This window comes from Luteibacter sp. NPDC031894, assembly GCF_050273135.1.
Lineage (GTDB): Bacteria > Pseudomonadota > Gammaproteobacteria > Xanthomonadales > Rhodanobacteraceae > Luteibacter.
In genome coordinates, this window is the sequence record NZ_JBNNMV010000003.1 from 298,665 (window position 1) to 319,450 (window position 20,786).

General features: G+C 66.5%; 13 protein-coding genes. 6 read left to right on the forward strand and 7 right to left on the reverse strand.

Features of this window, described 5'->3' with window-relative positions:
• Positions 1-27: 27 nt before the first annotated feature.
• Positions 28-438: a DUF2802 domain-containing protein gene (locus ACQKIE_RS11350; protein ID WP_427459067.1), complete on the forward strand. Its 411-nt coding sequence runs from the start codon at positions 28-30 to the stop codon at positions 436-438.
• Positions 439-508: 70 nt separating this feature from the next.
• On the forward strand, positions 509-1,045 hold the full coding sequence (locus ACQKIE_RS11355; RefSeq protein WP_427459069.1) for a YaeQ family protein: 537 nt from the start codon (positions 509-511) through the stop codon (positions 1,043-1,045).
• A gap of 21 nt (positions 1,046-1,066) precedes the next feature.
• Here the strand turns inward: ACQKIE_RS11355 and ACQKIE_RS11360 are convergent, their stop codons facing one another.
• The 5 genes from ACQKIE_RS11360 to ACQKIE_RS11380 form a co-directional block, all read right to left on the reverse strand.
• Positions 1,067-1,702, reverse strand: a complete 636-nt coding sequence (locus ACQKIE_RS11360; RefSeq protein ID WP_427459070.1) for a TMEM175 family protein — start codon at positions 1,700-1,702, stop codon at positions 1,067-1,069.
• A gap of 30 nt (positions 1,703-1,732) precedes the next feature.
• The gene (locus tag ACQKIE_RS11365) at positions 1,733-5,482 is read right to left on the reverse strand and encodes a translocation/assembly module TamB domain-containing protein (RefSeq protein WP_427459072.1); all 3,750 of its coding nucleotides are present in this window, start codon (positions 5,480-5,482) and stop codon (positions 1,733-1,735) included.
• 11 nt (positions 5,483-5,493) lie between these two features.
• A complete protein-coding gene (locus ACQKIE_RS11370; protein ID WP_427459074.1) occupies positions 5,494-7,260 on the reverse strand; it encodes an autotransporter assembly complex protein TamA in 1,767 nt (588 codons plus the stop codon).
• Between the two features lie 167 nt (positions 7,261-7,427).
• Positions 7,428-10,028: a glycosyltransferase family 2 protein gene (locus tag ACQKIE_RS11375; protein WP_427459076.1), complete on the reverse strand. Its 2,601-nt coding sequence runs from the start codon at positions 10,026-10,028 to the stop codon at positions 7,428-7,430.
• Positions 10,029-10,210: 182 nt separating this feature from the next.
• Positions 10,211-10,678 (reverse strand): Dps family protein, encoded by a 468-nt coding sequence (locus ACQKIE_RS11380; RefSeq protein ID WP_427459078.1) that lies wholly within the window; start codon positions 10,676-10,678, stop codon positions 10,211-10,213.
• A gap of 115 nt (positions 10,679-10,793) precedes the next feature.
• On the opposite strand from ACQKIE_RS11380, the gene hrpA reads away from it, so the two are divergent.
• Positions 10,794-14,729 (forward strand): ATP-dependent RNA helicase HrpA, encoded by a 3,936-nt coding sequence (gene hrpA / locus ACQKIE_RS11385; protein WP_427459080.1) that lies wholly within the window; start codon positions 10,794-10,796, stop codon positions 14,727-14,729.
• The gene (locus ACQKIE_RS11390; protein ID WP_427459082.1) at positions 14,726-16,831 is read left to right on the forward strand and encodes a RelA/SpoT family protein; all 2,106 of its coding nucleotides are present in this window, start codon (positions 14,726-14,728) and stop codon (positions 16,829-16,831) included. Before hrpA ends, ACQKIE_RS11390 begins: the two co-directional genes overlap by 4 nt.
• A gap of 48 nt (positions 16,832-16,879) precedes the next feature.
• Here the strand turns inward: ACQKIE_RS11390 and ACQKIE_RS11395 are convergent, their stop codons facing one another.
• Both ACQKIE_RS11395 and proC read right to left on the reverse strand, forming a co-directional pair.
• Complete coding sequence (locus ACQKIE_RS11395; RefSeq protein WP_427459084.1) at positions 16,880-17,455, reverse strand: YggT family protein; 576 nt, start codon at positions 17,453-17,455, stop codon at positions 16,880-16,882.
• The gene (gene proC, locus ACQKIE_RS11400; protein WP_427459086.1) at positions 17,452-18,276 is read right to left on the reverse strand and encodes a pyrroline-5-carboxylate reductase; all 825 of its coding nucleotides are present in this window, start codon (positions 18,274-18,276) and stop codon (positions 17,452-17,454) included. Before proC ends, ACQKIE_RS11395 begins: the two co-directional genes overlap by 4 nt.
• Positions 18,277-18,390: 114 nt before the next feature.
• Between proC and ACQKIE_RS11405 the strand changes: the two genes are divergently transcribed.
• On the forward strand, positions 18,391-19,428 hold the full coding sequence (locus tag ACQKIE_RS11405) for a type IV pilus twitching motility protein PilT (protein ID WP_427459088.1): 1,038 nt from the start codon (positions 18,391-18,393) through the stop codon (positions 19,426-19,428).
• A gap of 124 nt (positions 19,429-19,552) precedes the next feature.
• A complete protein-coding gene (locus ACQKIE_RS11410; RefSeq protein WP_427459090.1) occupies positions 19,553-20,716 on the forward strand; it encodes a PilT/PilU family type 4a pilus ATPase in 1,164 nt (387 codons plus the stop codon).
• Positions 20,717-20,786: the final 70 nt, after the last annotated feature.

Here is a 20,786-nt window from a genome sequence, read left to right on the forward strand (position 1 = left end):
AGCGCGAATCCATGGAGTCCCTCCCGCATGAACGCCGCCATCGGATACGTGCTGATCGCCCTCGCTGTCCTCAACCTGGTCGGCCTGCTGCTGTTGTTCCGCCGCCTGGGTCATGCGGCTCCAGCGGTCGTAGGGACGGAGGCGGTTGCTCCGACGTCGTCCGCTTCTGTACCAGCGGTCTCCGAAGCGCCAATACCCGCGGACGCCCTCGCCGACATGCTCCGCCGTCTCGACCACCGCCTGGGCGATATCGAGGACCAGGTCCGTCGGACGCCGTCGCTCGGCGCGACGAGCGACCAGGGCGCCACGACGGACCGCGCCCTGGTCCTGGCCCAGCGCCTCGCGCGCCAGGGCGCTTCGCCGCAGAACATCGCGGAAACCTGCGGTATCTCGCTTACCGAGGCAGAGCTCCTGCACCGCCTGCACGCGCCTCGCTGAGCGCACCGGCTGCGACGGCTCACCGTCTTCCTGTAGGCTTTGCGGCCGGCATCGAGCTCGAGCGACACCCATGGCACTCAAATCCACGGTCTTCAAGGCCGACCTCCAGGTCAGCGACATGGACCGGCATTACTACCAGGGTCACGCCCTGACGATCGCCCAGCATCCGTCGGAAACCGACGACCGCATGATGGTCCGGGTGCTCGCGTTCGCGCTGAACGCCGACGAGGCGCTGGTATTCGGCAAGGGCCTGAGTTCGGAAGACGAACCCGACCTGTGGCGGAAGGAGCTGACCGGCGAGGTCGACCTGTGGATCGAGATCGGCCAGCCGGATGAACAGCGCATCCGGCGTGCGGCCGGTCGCGCGAACCGGGTGATCGTCTACAGCTACAGCGGACGAAGCGCCGAAGTCTGGTGGAAGAAAACGTCAGCTGCCGTCGCGCGGACGAAGAATGTTTCCGTCGTCGACATCGCTCCGGCGACGGTCGAGGCGTTGGCCGCGCTCACGCAGCGCACGATGCTAATCCAGTTCATGGTGCAGGACGGCCACGCCCAGATAATCAGCGGCGACGCGATCGTGCCGGTGGAACTCACGACGCTGGCCTGAGCGTCGTCGCCGCAACCGCACTTATTCCGGTTCGGGCGTGGGCTCGACACCGCGGGTCTTTGTCATGCGTGCGACGAAAAGCACGATCAGCGGCATGAGCATCAACGGAAGGTTGCTGGGCCCCGGCCACCAGGTGGCGAGAATGCCCGACAGCAGGGCCATGGCGGGCAGGGCCAGCGCGCGGCGTCGCAGCACGACGATCTCCTCGTCGGAGACGCCTTCCTTGAGGAAGGGCGTGCGGAGGACGCGTTTCACGAGGCGATACTGGAGCAACCCCGCTACCAGTAGCGTGCCGGTGTAGAACCATTCCGGCACACGTTCCGTCGGGTGCTCACTCATCAAGGCCGACGAGAAGGGCATGAACGCAATGGACATCAGGAGGAACAGGTTGGGCCATACGATGCCCGGGTCGTAATGGCGCAGCAGTCCGAACACTCGGTGGTGGGCGGCCCATAGCGCCCCTACGACGATGAAACTGAGCACGAAGCCCACGAAATGCGGCGTGAGCTGGAGGAGTGCCTGCAACCATGCCCCGTTGCTGGTGTCCTCGGGATGCGGGACATGGATCTCGATCACCAGCAAGGTGATCGCGATGGCGAATACGGCGTCGGAAAAAAAAGTCAGACGTTCGAGCTGCTGGTCCTGCCCCTGCGACATGCCTTACACCTCCCCTAAGGTTTCCGGCGATCATCGATCCAACCGGTAATTCAGGCTAGCCCGGCTGAAATCCGTCGCGTTCTGCGCCTCGAAGTTCCACCGCTTGCTGAAGAGGTAGCGCAGGGTGATGACCTGTCCCGGGTCGAACAGGCCGACGCCGTAGCTGAGGTAGAGGCGCGGCGAGAGGTACTTGCCCACCGTAAATGCCGACGTGCCGCCTAAGGCATCGTTGTTGCTGACGCCGATGTCGTCGATGCCGATGCGCGAGCCGACGCTCTTGGCGAGCAGGTCGCCGGCGGCGGAACCCAGCGCTTGGGCGGCGGCGCCGACCATGTTGCCTTCGCCGCCCTTCACCTGCGACAGCGGCTTGCCGGTGACGAGGTAGGACAGGGCGTCGGATTGCTCCATCACCGGGTTCGAGAACACGGTGAGGATGGGCCGGCGCGCGGTGCCGGAGACGTAGAGGCCGACTTTCTGACCCTCGTCGACGGTCGCGTTCGGATTGAGGGTGCGCGCCGCGCGGATGTTGATACCCGGATTGTCGATGGGCGTACTCGCGAAAAGCAGCTGGCCTTGTTCGATGCGCAGGTCCTGGCCATACGCTTTGTACGTACCGTCGACGCCGATCTGGCCCTGGCCGGTCGTGGCGCGTCCCGGACGTTCGCGCACGTCGAGTTGACCGGTGATGCGGCCATCGATGCCGAAGCCGACCAGGTGGACCTTGTGGCCGAGGTCGACGCGGATGTCCGCGGTGATCGGCGCCGATGCCTCGGCCGCCTCGCGCTGCTTGTCGTCGATCACGACCACGTCGGGCGAGGCCTTGGTGGCGCCTGCACCCGGCAGTCGCTCGACGTCGACATCGGCCATGTCGACGCCGACCTTGCCGCTCACATTCATGCCCTTGGCGTCCTGCACGATCGTGAGGTTCGGCGAGATCACGGCTTTTGCCGCGGGGATATCCACAGCCGTGAATTTCGAGCCTTCGACACCAAGCCGCATTTGCGCGCCCGCACCGAGGGCGGCATGGCCCTTGATCGACAACGTGCCGTCACCGGAGCGGATCGTGCCGTCGACGAGATAGTTCGTCGCGTCCTTCGTATCGATGCTGATCCGCCCGTCTTTCAGCTTCAGCCCGGCGCTCGGCACCTCCGCCGCGAATCCTCCGACCACGGCCTGGCCCGTAACGGCAGGCGAGGCCACCGTGCCACCGAGATTGAAGTTGGCGTCGAGGGCACCCTTGACCTCGGCAAGCTCGGCGGTGAAGAGCTCGACGACGGAAAGGTTCTTCAGGTGCAGCGACACGTTGCCGCCCAAGGCTTGTTGCGCACCGCTGACAGAGACACTGCCGTCGACCGTACCGCCATCATTGAGCGATGCACGCATCGTGACGCGCTGATTCCCCGGCGTGAGCTGAGCGTTCGCGGAAAGATCGTCGTAGACGAGCAGGGGACGGTCGGTGCGGTCGGCGTAGGCGACCCAGCCGTGCGCCGACGTGATATTGGCCTGCCCGGAAAGGGCGCCGGCCGCCGTGCGCCGTACGTTGCCGTCTCCTTCCAGCATCCCCTCGGCGCGCATCGGACTGTTCGATGCCTCGGCCGCCGTCATGATCAGCGCCAGGGGGACACGGCGCAGGCGGTAGCTGGCATCCAGGTTGCCGGCCTTGTCCTGCTTCGCCGCAACGCAAAGCATGGGATCGCCCGCCGTCAGGCAGAGCTCACCCAGGCTCGCCGCGCCATCGTTCCAGGTGAGCTGGCTGGGGTTCTGCAGGCGCCAGGGGGGAATGCCCTGGTAGTCGATGTCCAGGGCGGATAGCGTGCCGTTCCATGCCTCGTTCTTCAGCGAGCCGGACAGGCGCAGGTCGGCCGACAGCGGGCGGCCCCTGGCATCGACATTCAGCTGGTGGCGCTCCTGGTTGCCGTTCGCGGCGACGGTCACGCGGTCGAACACGAGCCCGCCACTCACAACGCCCGTGCCGACGACATCGAGCTTGCCTCCGGGCGCGCTGATATCGGGAATGTCGGCATCGACTGTGAGTGCGTCGACCTTCTGGTCGGCGTACACGATGCCGTTGCCACGCAGGTTCGCCTTCACCGCCAGCTTCGGCAAGTTGCCCTTGGCCGAGACGTCGCCGGCGACGCGGCCACCCGCGTCCGGCAACCAGTCGCCCAGCGACGCGATCGCGAGCTTGAGCGTGGCATCGTTCGATGTGTCGCCACGCGCATCGAGGCGAATCGTGCTGCCGCCGGACGCGAGGTCGAGCTGGCCGTTGATCACTTCCCGTGGCTTCAGCGTGAGCTTGCCGCTGCCGCGCAGGGCGCGCTTGCGGAGGGTCCCGTCCAGCTTGCGCAGGTCGAGCGTGCCCAGCGGCTCGTCACGCTCCATGCGACCCTCGGTGGACAGGTCGATGGCGAGGGCGCCGGGCCACTCGGCGAAGAGCTGGCCCGGGTCGAAGCGCTGCCCCTTCACGTCGAGCGTCCACGCGAGAGCGGGCTGAAGCGTGAGTGTGCCGCTGGCGGCGAGGTTGCCGCCGGGCTGCTCCAGTCGAATGTCGTGCAGCGTGACGAGCTTGGGCGAACCATCGACATCGAGCGTGAACTTGCCCAATCGGCCGGGTGGCCCGACGTCGACATCGCCTTCCGCGTGGTACGCCTCCGCGCTTCCCTTGAACGTAAGCCGGCCCGTGCTCGCGAGGTCCTGTCCGGCGACGTTCGCCGGGACGAGCACATCCTTCCAGGCGAGCGCGAGGTCGGCCGACACCGGCTGCGCGGCGATCTCCACCGTTCCCTTCGCGCTCAGCGATCCTTTGACCTGGGGCGAGCCGATGGTGAGTTCGTCGAGCGTGAGGCGCTTGTACTCGTGGTCGAACGTCGCCTTGATCGGGGCCAGGCGTACGCGGTAGTCGTTGAGGTCGACGTCGCCGGTGAGGTTGGCGCCGTAGCGGTCGCCCGAGCCTTGCAAGGCGAGCCCCAAGGTTTCGAGGCTACCTTCCCCGAGCAGCGGCTTCGGGTCGAAGCGCGGCGCGTCGATCCTGGCCGTCCATGGGTAGTCGCCGCCTTGCGTCAGGTTCGCGTCCACCTGCGCCACGAACGGCAGCGTGAGCTTGACGACGGTATGCGCCTTCGCGCCATCGCTGTGCGCCTCGATGTCACCCGCATAGTCCACATCGCCGACCTTCCAGCGGAAACGAGCTTTTCCGTCGCCCTTGTAGCCGTTGCCGACGGCGAGGGTGCCGCCGAGGTCCGCGTTGCCGTCCGGCGCGCGCAAGGCCAGCGACTTCACGGCGATGCCGTCGCCGGTCCAGGAGCCGGCCAGGTCGAGCGAGTTGGATTCGAACAGCGGCTTGCCTTCCTGCGTGACGCGAACATGCCCGATCTTCGCTTTGTCGAGCACGATGTCGAGCGGTGGTTTCAACGAGAACGGCTCGGACGGCGTCTCCGGTTCCGGTTGTGAAGGGCCAAGCGCGACATCGATGCCGTCCGCGGAGAGCTCGTACACATGCGCTCGCTTGCGCAGGAGCGAGCCGAACGAGAAGTCCAGGTGCGCCGTGGCGACGCGTACGTCCATGCCCTTGCCGTCGCGATAGCGCACGCCACGCAGATCCAACGGACCCGCGAGGCGGCCCTCTGCCGTTCCGACGGTCAATGCGTTATCGGTGAATCCTTGCGCGCGGGCCAATGCGAAGCGCAGTCCCGACGCGGTCCCGACGAGCCACCACAGGAAGAACGCCACGACGAGGAGCAGCGCGCCCAGCGCTAGTCCGATACGAATCGTCCACTTCATGCCGGCGCTATTCATAGGTCTGGCCCGATGACGACATGCAGGTGGATGCCGTGTTCGTTCTTGTCGCCGACCGGCACCGCCACGTCGGCGCGGATCATCCCTACGGGCGACAGCCAGCGCACGCCCAGTCCCGCGCCGACGCGAGGGCTGTAATCGGTCCCCGTGAACGCATTGCCTGCATCCACGAAGGCCGCCATGCCCCAGTTGCGGGTGAAATAGTGCTCCACCTCGGTACTACCGACGAGCAGGCCCTCGCCGCCGATCACGCGATTGAACGCGTTGCGCGGACCGATGCTTTCGAAGTCGTAGCCGCGCACGGAACGATCGCCGCCCGCGAAAAAGCGAAGTTGTGGTGGCAGGTCGCTGAAGTCGCTGGTCCAGATCTTGCCCGCGCTACCGCGAAGGATCAGGCGATTGAGGCCCCAGAACGAACGGATCCACTTCACGTCGGCGATGACCTGCGAGAAGCTGGCGTCCGAGAGCAGCGGGCCGGCGGTGGTGCGGCCGGTGAAGGTCAACGACCACCCGTTGCGCACGAAGATGGGATTGTCGCCTTTCTTCCGACTGAGCGTGACTTCCGGATAGAGGAGGGTGCTGCGGCCGCGCTCGAGGCCTTCGACGTTGTCGCCTTCACCACCGCGCTTGCCTACCGTGAACGTGCCGGAGAGGACATTGACGCCGATGGTTCGCTGCCAGCCGTGCCACAGGCGCGTTTCGTTCGCGACAAGCTGCAGGGTGCGCGACTGCGACGTGACGGTGTCGGCGTCGCGGAAGTTGGCGCCGAAGTTGAAGCTGCGCTGGTTCGGCCCGGGCATGGGGATCTGGTAGAGCGTGGAGAGCGTCTTCAGGCGCTGTGCCAGCACGAGTTCGTTTTTCCACTTGTGCCCGCGATCGTTGATCCAGCGCTTTTCGATGCCTCCGCGCAGGCCCGCGCCGGTATCGGTGCCGAAGAAGGGCCCGCCCGTATAGATGGTGCGCTTCGCGGGTGCGAGGTCGACGTCGATGTCGATCGTGCCGTCCTTCGCATTGTCCGTATCGGGAATGACGTTGACGACGGCGAAGTAGTCGGCGCCGTTCAGGGCCTGCTGCAATTCCAGGAGCTGGTTCTGCGAAAAGTAGTCGCCGCTCTTGAACGGCACATAGCGGTCGAGGAAATCCTTGCGGAACTGCGAATTCTTGAAGTTGACGTGGCCGTAGCGGTAGCGCTGCCCGGTGTCCCATGCCAGGTTCACCGTCGCGCTGTGTTCCGCGCGGTTCACTTCGACCGTGTGGACCCGCAAGCGGGCATCGAGGAAGCCGGTGGCGGTCAGCGCGCCGCTCACCGCGTCGCGCGCGCCGTCGTAGGCGCCGTCGTTGAGCGGCTTGTCCTTGAGGTTTTCCACGCCTCGCAAGGCGCGGCGCACGGCCGGTACCTTGCCGGCGTCGCCATCCATGTCGACCTTCACCGCGGTGACCTTCACTGGGAGGCCGGGCACCACGTGCAGGGTCACCTGCCAATCGGTGCCGACCTGCTTCAGGTCGCCGGTAGCGGTCGCTTCGTAATAGCCGTAGGGCCGCAGCGCGGTCTGCACTTCGTCGGGCGCTTTCTCATAAAGGCGACGGACCTGGGCGGCCGTGACGTCACGGTGCGCGTACTGGCTCAGTTCGACACCGGCGACCACCGCGTTCTGCAGGTTCTCGTCCACGCCGTCCACGCGCAGCACGATGCCGGCGTGGGCGATCGTGGGAAGTAAGAACCACGGCAGAAGCAGCAGTCCATGGCGTCTGGTTCGGCGCATGAGCGTCCTGTTCCGTTCGTGATCCTGGGCCGGGGGTTCGGCCAGCAGCGGGAGGCGAAAGCACACCTCCAACGCCGGGTCTTGCCGTAACTTACCGCGCGCGGCGCGCGAGGTCGATACACGAATGTGAACGCGGCGCCGGTTTCGTCACGCCTTTTCGGTCGGACCTAGCCGGCCTCGTCGCCGGAGCGGTGCGCGATCCAGGCGCCGACCAGCGCGGAGACGTACGGAATCGACTGGGCGGCCAGGATGAACATCCACAACTCGCTTTCGATGTAGTTGGTTCCGTAGTGGAGCGCCATGCCGACGACCGCGCAGAGCAGGGCGATCGCCATGAGACCTTCCTCACGCACGGGCGCGAACGCCGCGAAGCTGCTACCGCCCATGCGCCGGCTCTTGGCGGTAACGACGAAGGCGGTCTTCTCGCGTGTCAGTCCGTGCAGGATGCCGCGGGCGATCGCATGGGAAAGTCCCATGCTCGCGACCGACGCCATGATCGTGTCGTACCAGCCGCACGGGACGCGCGCGCGGTAAAGCACAACGCCGAAGATCGCCTTGGCGAAGAAGAAGCCGATGACCGGAATCAGGAACAGCTGCATCGGCAGGTTGAAGTACTCGGGCGCGTAGATCATGCCCGCGGTCCACAACAGCCCCATCATCGTGAAGACGAAGTGCAGGGCGTCCGCGAACCAGCTGAACCAGCCGGTGAGGAAGTGGAAGCGCTGCCCGGCCGACAGCGGGCCCTTGCGGGTCATCCAGCTCCAGCGACCCTTCAGGATCTGCATCGCGCCGAAGGCCCAGCGGTAGCGCTGGCTCTTGTACGCCTTGAAGTCGGCGGGCGTGAGGCCCTTGCCCATCAGCTCGTCGACGTAGACCAGCTCGTAGCCGGCGTGCATCAGGCGCAGGCCAAGCTCGGCATCCTCGCAGATCGTCCACTCCGACCAGCCGCCCGTGCCTTCCAGCGCCGAACGACGGACCATCGTCATGGTGCCGTGCTGGATGATCGCGTTGCGCTCGTTGCGGTGGTGCATGCCGATGCGGAAGAAGCCGTCGTATTCCCATGCCGTCATGCGGCGGAAACGGTTCTTCTCGAAGTCGCGATGGGCCTGCGGGCACTGCACCACGGCCACCTTCGCGTCGTGGAAATAGCCGGTCAACGACGCCAGCCAGTCCTCGCGAACGACGTAGTCGGCATCGATCACGGCCACGACGTCGGCGCGTTCGTCGGTGGCGGTCAGGCCGAAGTTGAGCGCACCCGCCTTGTAGCCGGGCCATGGTTCGAGGTGGAAGAAGCGGAATTTCGGGCCCAGCTGCTTGCAGTAGTCCTCCACCGGCTTCCACACCGCGGGATCCTTGGTGTTGTTGTCCAGCACCAGGACCTCGAAGTTCTCGTAGTCGAGCGCGGCCAACGAGTCGAGGGTGATCTGCACCATCTCCGGCGGCTCGTTGTGGCAGGCGAGGTGGATGGAAACGAAGGGCTGCTTCTCGACAGGATCCGGCGGCAACATGCCTGCGTAGCGCACCCAGCTGCGCCGCCACAACACCTCGGTGAACTCGAAGCCGTTGATCAGCAGGATGCCGAGGATTGCGATCTGCGCCGGGAATAGCAGGATCAGCATGGCCCAGTCGAATGGACTGAGGTAGAAGTTGAACGGCAGCGTCGCCGACCAGACGATCAGGCCGCAGGCGAGCTGGATCAGCGCCATGAAGAACAGGCGGCCCATCAGCTTGAAGCGGCTGAAACGGATGCCGAACCACAGCATCGGGAAGAAGGCCAGGATCGATGCCGCGAAGGCCTTCCACGGCCAGCCCACGTCCTCGGTGACCGGGCCGGTGAAGGGGAATTTCAGCTGGCGATCCGCGTTGAACATGCCCCAGTACGCACCCGTGCGGCCTTCGCCCAGGTTTTCCTTCCAGGGCTGGTCGATGGCCTCGAGGACGTAGTAGTCGTCGATGCCGTTGGCCTTGGCCTGGTTGAAGAACGTGCGCAGGAAGATCGCCTCGTTCGAGACGCTGGGGTAGGCGTACTTGAAACGGTCGCCATTGGACGGCCAGCCGATCTCGCCGATGGACACGTGCATGCCGGGGAACTGGGCGCGCAGGGCCTTGTAGCTCTGGATCGAGTCGTTGACGCCCGCGCGCGCCTCGATGCCGTTCCAGTAAGGGAAGAGGTGGACGGTGATGAAATCGACGTGGTTCGCCAGTTCGGGGTTCTGCAACCAGATATGGAACGGCTCGGCCACCGAGACCGGCTGGTGTACCGCGGCCCGGACCCGGTCGAGGTAGGACATGACCTGCTCGGGCTTCAGGTCACCGCGGAACAGCACCTCGTTGCCCACGATCACGCGGCTGATGGTCTTGGGGTAGCGGCGGGCCTGGGCGATCAGGGCCGCGATCTCGCGCTCGTTGTTCTCCAGGCGCGCATCGATCAGCGCGCCGGCCATGACGTCGAGGCCTTCCTTGTCGGCCAGGCGGATGACCTGGGGATTCTCCAGCATCGAATAGGTGCGGATGCGGGGCGAGTAGCGCTTGATCAGGCGCAGGTCGCTGTCGATTTCCGGGTCGGTGGAGACGTCGCCCTTGATCGGGTTCTGGTAGCGCTGGTACGCCGTGAAGGCGAAGCCCGGCACGGGACCGTGCCAGTCGTCAGGACCATTGGGCAGGTTCGCGACGAGCCAGAGCCCAAAATTCAGGGCCGCGACCAGGATCGCGAGGATCAGCGCGGCGAGGATCGGATGGCTTCGTTCGGTCGTGGCGGCAGCGCTCAAAACAATCCCCGGACCGGTCGGCCCCCGTGTGGCATCAGTGAGGTAACCGGGGGAGCTTAACGAACGGCGCGTGACGGCTCAACGCCAAGCCGCCCCGACCGGTCAGGCTGAACTCAGCGTAGGGGGAGGCTGAGCAGGGTGTCGGGCATCGATATTGGACCCCCCGACACCGGGGCTTCGTCTTACCGCAGCAGCGAACGCAGCATCCAGGCGGTCTTCTCATGGTCCTTCAAACGTCCGGTGACCATGTCGGCCGTGCCTTCGTCGCCTGCTGAGTCGGCGGCCTTGATGGTGTCGCGGGCGGTCGCCGCGGCTATCTCATGGCCTTCCACGAGCTGGGCGACCATCTCCTTCCACTCCGGCACGCCCGGCTCTTCCTTGATCGAGGTCAGCTTGGCGAACTGGCTATACGAGCCCGGGGCGAACACGTCGAGGATGCGGATGCGCTCGGCGACCTCGTCGGCGGCCAGCCAGAGGGCGTTGTACTGGGTCTCGAACATGGCGTGCAGGCTGTTGAACTGCGGGCCGGTGACGTTCCAGTGGAAATTGTGGGTCTTCAGGTAAAGGGAATAGGTGTCCGCGAGGAGGCGGGCGAGCTGTTTCGCGACGGCTTCCCGATCCTTCTTGGCGATACCGATGTCAATGGCCACGAGCATGTCTCCTGATTTTTCGTTCGCAGGAATGGAATCCTAACGATCCGTGGGGTGGACGTGAAATGAAACGTTCCGATGCCGTCGATAGGCACACGCTATTATTGGGGTCCCCATGAGCACCTCCACAAGCCCTTCGCGTTCCTCCTCCCCCGAACCGCGCCTGCGCGAGCTGCGCGACGCTTTGGCGCAGGTCGCCAGCCGCGACTTCGGTCGCCTGCTCGGTCGCTGGCGCGCGCTCTCGCGCAAGCCCGATGCCGCGAAGCTGCAGGTGCTCGCCGCCGATATCGCGGCATCCGCCGCCCGGCGCGCCGCACGCGTCGCCGCGAAGCCCGTCATCGCGGTCGATGCCGCGCTGCCCATCGCGGCGCGGGCCGATGACATCGTGAAGCTCATCCGGGAGCACCAGGTCGTGGTCATCGCGGGCGAAACAGGCTCCGGCAAGACGACCCAGCTGCCGAAGCTCTGCCTCGCCGCCGGGCGCGGGGAGGCAGGCATGATCGGCTGTACCCAGCCGCGGCGCTTGGCCGCGCGCTCGGTGGCGACCCGCGTCGCCGAGGAACTCGGCACGCCGATCGGCGAGAAGGTGGGCTTCCAGGTCCGCTTCACCGAAAAGGTATCCGACCAGGCGCTCGTCAAGTTCATGACCGACGGCATCCTGCTCGCGGAGACGCAGTCGGACCCCTGGCTCTCGGCGTATGACACGATCATCATCGACGAGGCGCACGAGCGCAGCCTCAACATCGACTTCCTGCTCGGGTACCTGAAGCGCCTGGCCGCGCGTCGCCCTGAACTGAAGATCGTCGTCACCTCCGCCACCATCGACACCGAGCGCTTCGCCGAGCACTTCGAAGGCGCGCCCGTGGTCACCGTGGAAGGACGCACCTACCCGGTGGAGGTCCGTTACCGCCCGCCGGGCGAGCGCGTCGAAGGCAATGTCGCGCAACAGGTGGCGGACGCCCTGGACGAGGTCACGCGAGAGGATCCGCGTGGCGACGTGCTCGTTTTCCTCCCGGGCGAGCGCGAAATCCGCGACACGCACCTGTTGCTGTCGCGCCGGCAGTACCGCGAGACCGAGGTCCTCGCACTGTATGCGCGGCTCTCGACGAACGAGCAGGACCGTGTGTTCCGGCCTGGGCCGAAGCGGCGCATCGTGCTGGCGACGAATGTCGCGGAAACGTCGCTGACGGTCCCGCGCATCCGCTATGTGATCGATTCCGGCACGGCGCGCGTGAAGCGCTACAGCCAGCGCAGCCAGATCGAACGCCTGCATATCGAGCCGGTCTCCCAGGCCGCCGCCAACCAGCGCAAGGGCCGCTGCGGACGCGTCGGTCCAGGCATCTGCTATCGCCTTTACGAGGAAGCGGACTTCGCGCTGCGCCCTGAGTACACGGACCCGGAACTGCTCCGTTCGTCGCTGGCCAACGTGATCCTGCGCATGCTCGCGCTGGACCTCGGTGAGGTGGAGGACTTCCCGTTCCTGGAGGCTCCGGACCCGCGCGTGGTCGCCGACGGCTATCGCCGTCTCGCGGAAATCGGGGCGATCGACGACGACCGCCGGCTCACGGAAGTCGGCCGCACGGTCGCCCGCCTGCCGATCGACGTGCAGCTGGCGCGCATGCTGGTGGAGGCGCGCCGCCTGGGCAGCCTCGCGGAACTCACGACCATCGTGGCGTTCCTCAGCATCCAGGACCCGCGCGAACGTCCCGCCGACGCGCGCGGGCAGGCCGACGCCGCGCACGCGCAGTTCGCGGATCCGAAGTCCGATTTCGTCGGCGTGCTGAACCTGTGGCGCGCCTACCACTCGGCCGCCGAGGAGCTCACCTCGTCTAAACTCCGCGACTGGTGCTCACGCCATTTCCTCAGCTTCATGCGCATGCGCGAATGGCGCGAGCTGCACCGGCAGCTGGTGCTCGTCGCGCGCGACATTGGTTGGTCGTCATCGGCCCCGGAGGTCCAACCCGCTCCTTCCCACACATCCCCCGAGGCTTCCGGTCCCGGGGGCGAGGCCCTGTTCGAAGCCGTCCATCTCAGCCTGCTGGCAGGCTTGCCGACGCAGGTCGGCCACAAGGACGAAAAAGGCGTGTACCGCGGCACGCGCGAGCGCCGGTTCCAGGTGTTCCCGGGCTCCGCGTTGGCGAAGGCGCCGCCCGCCTGGATCTTCGCCGCGCAGATCCTCGATATCGGCGGCCGCATCTGGGCCATGATGTGTGCGCGTGTCGACCCGGCCTGGGTCGAGTCGCAAGCCAGCCACCTGGTCCGTGCGACCGCGCGCGATGCGCACTGGTCGCGCAAGCGCGGCACCGTCGTCGCCTACGAGCAGGTCACCCTGTTCGGGCTGGTGCTCGTCGAGCGGCGTCCGGTGACCTTCCAGCGCCAGGATCCGCGACTGGCCCACGAGATCTTCGTGCGCGAGGCGCTGGTGCGCGCCGACCTGGACAGCCGCGCCGACTTCGTCCGCGCGAACGCGCGCGTGCTCGAGCAGGCGCACGACATCGAGGCGAAACAGCGGCGCGCCGGCCTGCTGCGTTCCGACGAAGACCTGGCGGCGTTCTTCACGGGCAAGTTGCCCGAAAGCATTTCCGACACCCGCGCGCTCGACGCCTGGTATCGCAAGGCGGCGCCCGGGGAGCAGGCGGCGCTGCGCTGGACGTTGGCCGACGTCATGGACAGCGGTGCCGGGCTCGATCCCAAGGCCTTCCCCGCGTCGCTGGACATCGGCCAGCACCGCTACCGTCTCGAGTACCGCTTCGTACCGGGCGATCCCGCCGACGGCGTCACGATCCAGGTGCCGCTCGCGTTCCTCAATGCCTTGCCGGAAGCACGTGGCGACTGGCTGGTCGGTGGACTGCTGGCGGACAAGGTGGCCGAATTGATCCGCTCGTTGCCGAAGGCGCTTCGGCGAAACTTCGTGCCGGCGCCGGACTTCGCCCGCGCTTTCGTCGAGGCCGAGACGCCGCGCGACACGCCACTCGTCGCGGCGCTCGCCGGTTTCCTGAAGCGGACGACCGGCGTGGACGTCGACGCCGCGGCCTTCGCCGATGCGGAACTGCCACCGCACCTGCTGATGCGGTACCGGGTACACGACGAGGACGGTCGCTCCGTTGCCGAAGGCCGCGACCTCGCGGCCATTCGCGCGCAATGGGAAGGCAAGGCGCGCGAGGCGTTCTCGCGCAAGACCGACGTCGAATTGACGCGGGAAGGCATCGTCGCGTGGGACTTCGAGGCGATTCCGCCGGAAGTCCGGTCCGAAGGCGGACTCACGGCCTATCCCGCGCTGGTTGACCTCGGCGAGGCCGTGGCCTTGCGCGTCTTCGAGCGCGCGGACGAGGCCGCGGAAGCGCATGTCGCCGGCGTCGAGCGACTGCTGCGCCAAGCCCTGGCACCCGACTTCAAGCGCGCGCGGCGACAGTTGCCCATCGGCAACCCGCTTTCGCTGAAGTACGCGCCGTTGGGTAGCGTCGACGGCTTGCGCGAGGACCTGGTCGAAGGCGGCTTCGCCGATCTGCTCGCGGAGCGCCGGCTGGATACGCGCACGCAGGCAGCCTTCGAGGCGCTGCGCGCGGAACTGGCGCGGGAGCTGTTCGGCGCGGCCGTGGCGCGGCAGAAACTCGCCGAGCCGATCATCGAGGCCCAGGCCGAACTGAAGCCGTGGATGGAGCCGCCACTCATCGGCTTCGCCAAGGCGAGCTACGACGACCTGCGCGAACAGCTCGCTGCGCTCTTGCAGCCCGGGTTCCTGCGTGAACTGCCGCGCGAGCGGCTGGCCCACTATCCCCGCTACCTGCGAGCCATGCGGCTTCGCGCCGAACGCTTGCGCCAGGATCCGGCGCGCGACCAGTCGCGCATGCTGCAGGTGCTGCCGTACTGGCGTGCCTTGCTCAACGCTGGCGGGACCGCGCTGGACGACACGACATGGCTGGAGCTGCGCTGGTTGCTCGAGGAATGGCGCGTGTCCCTGTTCGCCCAGGAACTGAAGACAGCCGAGCCAGTGTCCGCGAAGCGGCTCGCGCGCGCTCTGGAAACGGCGCAGGCCGAGGACAAGCGATGAGCGACGAAGCGGCCACAGGGTCGAAGCTTCAGCCCATGCCGCTGACCGAGCGCGCGCGCGCGGCATGTGACGTGCTGCCCGCGACCGCCCGCGCGGAAGGCGAAACGATCATCGAGTTGCTGAGGCTCCTGGGCTGCGACGACGAGACCTGCGCCTCGGCCCTCTGGTTCACCTTGCAGCGCGGGCTTCCCGGCGCGGTGGACGAGGCAGCGAAAGCGTGGCCACCGACGCTGCGCCGACTCGTCGACGGCCAGGGCGAGGCCGAGAAGGTCTGGGCGCTGCACGCGCAACGCGGTTCCGGAAGCGGCGCGGAGGGGCTGCGACGGCTCCTGCTCGCGATCATCCGGGACCTTCGCGTGGTCTTCGTCCTGCTGGCGCGGCAGCTCGCGGCGATGCGCACCGCCATGGCGTTGCCCGACCACGAGCGCCGCGAACTCGCGCAACTCACGTCGGACATCCACGCGCCGCTCGCCAACCGCCTCGGTATCTGGCAGCTGAAGTGGGAGCTGGAAGACCTCGCCTTCCGCTACCTCGAGCCGGACACGTACCGGCGCATCGCACGCCTGCTCGACGAGCGCCGCGCGGATCGCGAGCGTTTCATCGCCTCCAGCCTCGCGGAACTCCGCACGGTGCTGCACGGCGCGGGTATTCGTGCCGACCTGGCGGGCCGGCCGAAGCACATCTTCTCCATCTGGAAAAAGATGAAGAAGAAGGGTCTCGAGTTCTCCGACCTGTACGACATCCGCGCGGTGCGCATCCTGGTCGACAGCGTGGGCGACTGCTATGCCGCGCTCGGTCTCGTGCACAGCCTGTGGCCGCACGTGCCCGGCGAATTCGACGACTACGTCGCGCGGCCGAAGGGAAATGGCTACCGCTCGCTGCATACGGCCGTGCTGGGCCCGGAGGGCAAGACGCTCGAAGTGCAGATCCGCACCCACGAGATGCACCGCGCGAACGAACTCGGCGTGGCCGCGCACTGGCGCTACAAGGAGGGTGGCGGCGCGGATGCCGAATTCGAGGCGAAGATCGCCTGGATGCGCAAGTTGCTGGAACCGCGCGGCGAAGACGAATCCGAGTTGGTCGCGGGGTTCGAAACGGAATTGATGGAAGACCGCGTATACGTGCTCTCGCCCAAGGGCGAGGTCATCGACATGCCGCGCGGCGCCACCGTGCTCGATTTCGCGTACCACATCCATACCGAGGTAGGTCACCGCTGCCGCGGTGCGAAGGTGAATGGGCGCATCGTGCCGCTGACCTCGCAGCCGCGCAGTGGCGATCGCGTCGAAATCCTCACGACGAAGGTGTCGGAGCCGAGCCGCGACTGGCTCTCCGCGCACCATGGCTACCTCAACACGTCACGCGCGAAAGAAAAGGTCCGCGCCTGGTTCCGCCGTGAGACGCACGAGGCGAATATCCTCGCGGGAAAGGCCGCGCTGGAGAAAGAGCTGCGCCGTCTGGCGCTGGATGACGTGGACCTCGCCCGTCTCGCCGCGCATTTCCGCCTCAAGAACGTGGACGAGCTGTACGTCACCATCGCCCTGGGCGAAGTCTCCCTTGGCCAGGTCGCCCGCTCGTTACAGGAACCGGCGGAGCCGGAAGTCACCCAGTCGGGCAGCCCCGTCACGTCGCGCGCCGCGCAGCACGACCGCGGCGCGCTGTCTATCGAGGGCGTGGGCAACCTGCTCACGACGCTCGCGCGCTGTTGCCAGCCGCTGCCCGGCGACGCCGTGCGCGGCTTCATCACGCGCGGTCGCGGCGTGTCCGTGCATCGCGCCGATTGCGCGGCGCTGGCCCGCCTGGCCCGGCGCGATCCGGACCGGGTGATCGAGGTGGGCTGGGGCAGGGTCGACGTGCAGAGTTACGAGGTCGACGTGGAACTGCGCGGCTACGACCGCAAAGGCTTGCAGAAGGACGTCGCCACGACGATCAACAACGTCGGCCCGCATATCGTCGCCTCGTCGAGCCGCGTGCATGTGCGTACCGGCGAGGTAGAGATGCGCTTTACGTTGAGGGTGAAGGATTACGAGCAGCTGTCGACATTGCTGGGGCGGTTGGGGGCCCTGCCCAACGTGACGGACGTCCGACGCTTGGGCGGCAAGTAAGGCCTGGCACGTTCGTACTCGCCGCTATAGCGGCGAGACGGTCCCCCATCAGACCCCCAGCAGCAGCCGCATACCCCAGTCCGCCAGGGGCTGCGCGACCAGGATGCGCGCCAGGAACAAGCCCAGCAGCACCGCGGTCGGCGAAAAATCCAGTCCGCCGATCGTGAGTCGTCCGCGCAACGGCCGCACCAAGGGTTCCGCCAGGCTCGAGACCAGCCGGGCGACGGGGTGGTGGCGGTCGGTCGAGAGCATGCTCATCAGCGACCAGACGAAGACCAGCACGATCCAGGTCAGCAGGAAGAAATCCAGGGTCTCGGCGATGCCCGCCACGAGGATGCCAAGCGGTGCGGGCGCCACGCCGGCGAGGGCGGCGATGAGAAGCACCTTCAGGCATTCCAGCGCCAGGATGATCAACAGCGCCGCCGTGTTCACCCGTCGTACGTTCGGCAAGGCCTTGCGCAACGGCCGCAACACCGGGTTGGTGAAGCGGTAGAGGAACTGGCAGATCGGGTTGTGGAAATCCGCCCGATGGGCCTCGGCCAGCAGCCGCAGCACGAACAGGGTGACGATCGCGCCGAAGGCGAACTGGAGGATCAGTGCGCCGGCATTGGTCAGGTAATTCACGTCTTCGATTCCATGTCTTCGGAAAGTTCGATGCCTCGTTGGCGCGCCGCATCGACCGCACGCGCCACGACCTCGGCGAAATGGTCGGTGCGGAAGCTGTCCAACGCGGCCTGGGTCGTGCCATGCGGGGAAGTGACCTTCTGGCGCAGCGTGGACGCGGTTTCCCCGCTCTCCACCAGCATGCGTCCTGCACCGAAGGCGGTCTGCGCGGCGAGGGCGCGAGCCGTCTCTCGCGACAGGCCTTGCGAGAACGCGGCATTCTCGAGCGCTTCGACCATCAGGAAGAAATAGGCGGGTCCCGAGCCGGACAAGGCCGTCACGATGTCGAGCTGGTCCTCTTCCGGTACCCAGACGGTGAGGCCGGCGGCATCGAGGACGTGTTGGGCCTCCGCCCGCTGCGGGGCGCTGACCCTCGCGTTGGCATACAGCGCCGTGGCGCCCGCGCCGAACATGGCCGGGGTGTTGGGCATGCAGCGGACCACGGGCAGGGCGGCGTCGAGCCAGCGCTCGATCTGGTGGATGCGGATCCCGGCCGCGATCGAGATGACCAGGGGCCGGTATTTCTGCACGGCCGGTCGCAGGTCGCGGCATACCTCGGCCAGCATCTGCGGTTTCACCGCCAGGACAAGGATGCCGGCGCCCTCGGCCGCATCGAGGTTGTCCGTGTACGTCGCCACGCCGTATTCGCGGGAAAGCTCGTGCAGGGCTTCCGCGCGGGGCTCGGCCACGGCGATCCCGCCCGGCTGCGCACCGTGGCGGATCATCCCGGCGATCAGCGCGGTGGCCATGTTGCCTCCACCGATGAAGGCGATCCGGTTCATGGGGTTTTCGCTCCGTTGGCGACCTCGTTCACAACGTCGAAGCATATATGGAGAGGCGCCTTGCCGCCGACCCCCGGGCATGGTTACCTATGCCGACCAAGATAGGGGACCCCCATGGACATCGCCGAACTCCTTGCCTTCTCCGTGAAGAACAAGGCCTCCGACCTGCACCTCTCCGCGGGCCTGCCGCCGATGATCCGCGTAGACGGCGACGTCCGGCGCATCAATATTCCGGCACTGGAGCACAAGCAGGTCCATTCGCTGATCTACGACATCATGTCGGACAAGCAGCGGCGCGATTATGAGGAATTCCTCGAAGTCGATTTCTCGTTCGAGATTCCGGGACTGGCGCGCTTCCGCGTCAACGCCTTCAACCACAACCGTGGTGCGGGCGGCGTGTTCCGTACCATTCCCTCGGAAGTGCTCACGCTGGAAGACCTCGGCGCGCCGAAGATCTTCCGCGACCTGATCGAGCAGCCGCAGGGTTTGATCCTCGTCACCGGCCCCACGGGTTCGGGCAAGTCGACCACGCTTGCGGCCATGGTCGACCACGTGAACAAGAACGAATACGGCCACATCCTCACGGTGGAAGATCCGATCGAATTCGTGCACACCTCGCAGAAGTGCCTGGTCAACCAGCGCGAGGTCCACCGCGACACGCACGGCTTCAACGAGGCGTTGCGCTCCGCGCTGCGTGAAGATCCGGACTACATCCTCGTTGGCGAGCTTCGCGACCTGGAAACCATCCGCCTCGCGCTTACCGCCGCGGAAACCGGCCACCTGGTGTTCGGCACGCTGCACACGTCCTCGGCCGCCAAGACCATCGACCGCATCATCGACGTGTTCCCGGCCGGCGAGAAACCGATGGTCCGCTCGATGCTGTCCGAATCGTTGCGCGCGGTGATTTCGCAGTCGCTGCTCAAGAAGGTGGGCGGCGGCCGTACGGCGGCGCACGAGATCATGGTGGGCATCCCGGCCATCCGCAACCTGATCCGCGAGGACAAGGTCGCGCAGATGTACTCGTCCATCCAGACCGGCCAGCAGTACGGCATGCAGACCCTGGACCAGAACCTGGCCGACCTGGTCAAGCGTGGCCTCGTGACCCGTCAGGAAGCCTCGACCTACGCCAAGAACAAGGAAGGGTTCCGCTAAAGGGAGCCGGCTTGGTGGGAACCGACTTCCGGACAGTGAACGGGGTCCCTGTGCCCGGCCCGGCGCGGGTATATGATTCCCACACAGGGGACGCCGGCCCGGTCCGGCATTGGGATACAACGCCATGAGCGACTTCGACTTCACCTCCTTCCTCAAGCTGATGGTGCACAAACAGGCCTCAGACCTGTTCATCACCGCCGGCGTCGCACCTTCGATGAAGGTGCAGGGGCGCATCGTGCCGATCACGCAGAGCCCGCTGTCCGCGCAACAGTCGCGCGACATGGTGCTCAACGTGATGACGCCCGCCCAGCGCGAGGAGTTCGAGAAGACCCACGAATGCCAGTTCGCGATCAGTGCCTCGGGCATCGGCCGCTTCCGCGTGTCGTGCTTCTACCAGCGTAATTGCGTGGGCATGGTGCTGCGCCGGATCGAGTCGAAGATTCCGACGCCGGAAGAACTCAGCCTGCCGCCGATCATCAAGCAGCTGGCGATGACCAAGCGCGGCATCATCATCTTCGTCGGCGGTACGGGTACGGGTAAGTCCACCTCGCTGGCCTCGATGATCGGCTACCGCAACCAGAATTCCACGGGTCACATCATCACGATCGAGGACCCGATCGAATACGTGCACAAGCACGAGGGCTGCATCATCACCCAGCGCGAGCTCGGCATCGACACCGACAGCTGGGAGAACGCCCTGAAGAACACCCTGCGCCAGGCGCCGGATGTGATCATGATCGGCGAGGTGCGTACGCGGGAGACGATGGAGCACGCCATCAACTTCTCGGAAACCGGCCATCTCTGCCTCTGTACGCTGCACGCGAACAACGCCAACCAGGCGCTGGACCGCATCCTGCATTTCTTCCCGGAAGACCGCCGCCAGCAGCTGTTCATGGACTTGTCCCTGAACCTCAAGGGCGTCGTCGCCCAGCAGCTCATCCCCACGCCGGACGGTAAAGCACGACGCGTGGCGGTGGAGGTGCTGCTTGGCACACCGCTCGCCCAGGACTACATCCGCCAGGGCGATGTCCACAAGCTGAAAGAACTGATGCGCGACTCCAACCAGCTCGGCATGCGCACGTTCGACCAGAGCCTCGTGGAGCTCTACCACGCCGGCGAGATCTCCTACGAGGACGCGCTCCGCCACGCGGACAGCTCCAACGAAGTGCGCCTGCGCATCAAGCTCGCCCAGGGTGGCGACGCGCATACGCTGTCGCAGGGCCTGGAAGGCGTGGAAATCGACTCGAGCAATGACCGCAACACCTTCGGCGGCATGCTGCACCGCTGAGGCCGTGGTGCGAGAGTAAGCCTAAAAAAAGGGAGCCCGAGGGCTCCCTTTCACTATCGCGTGTTGATGC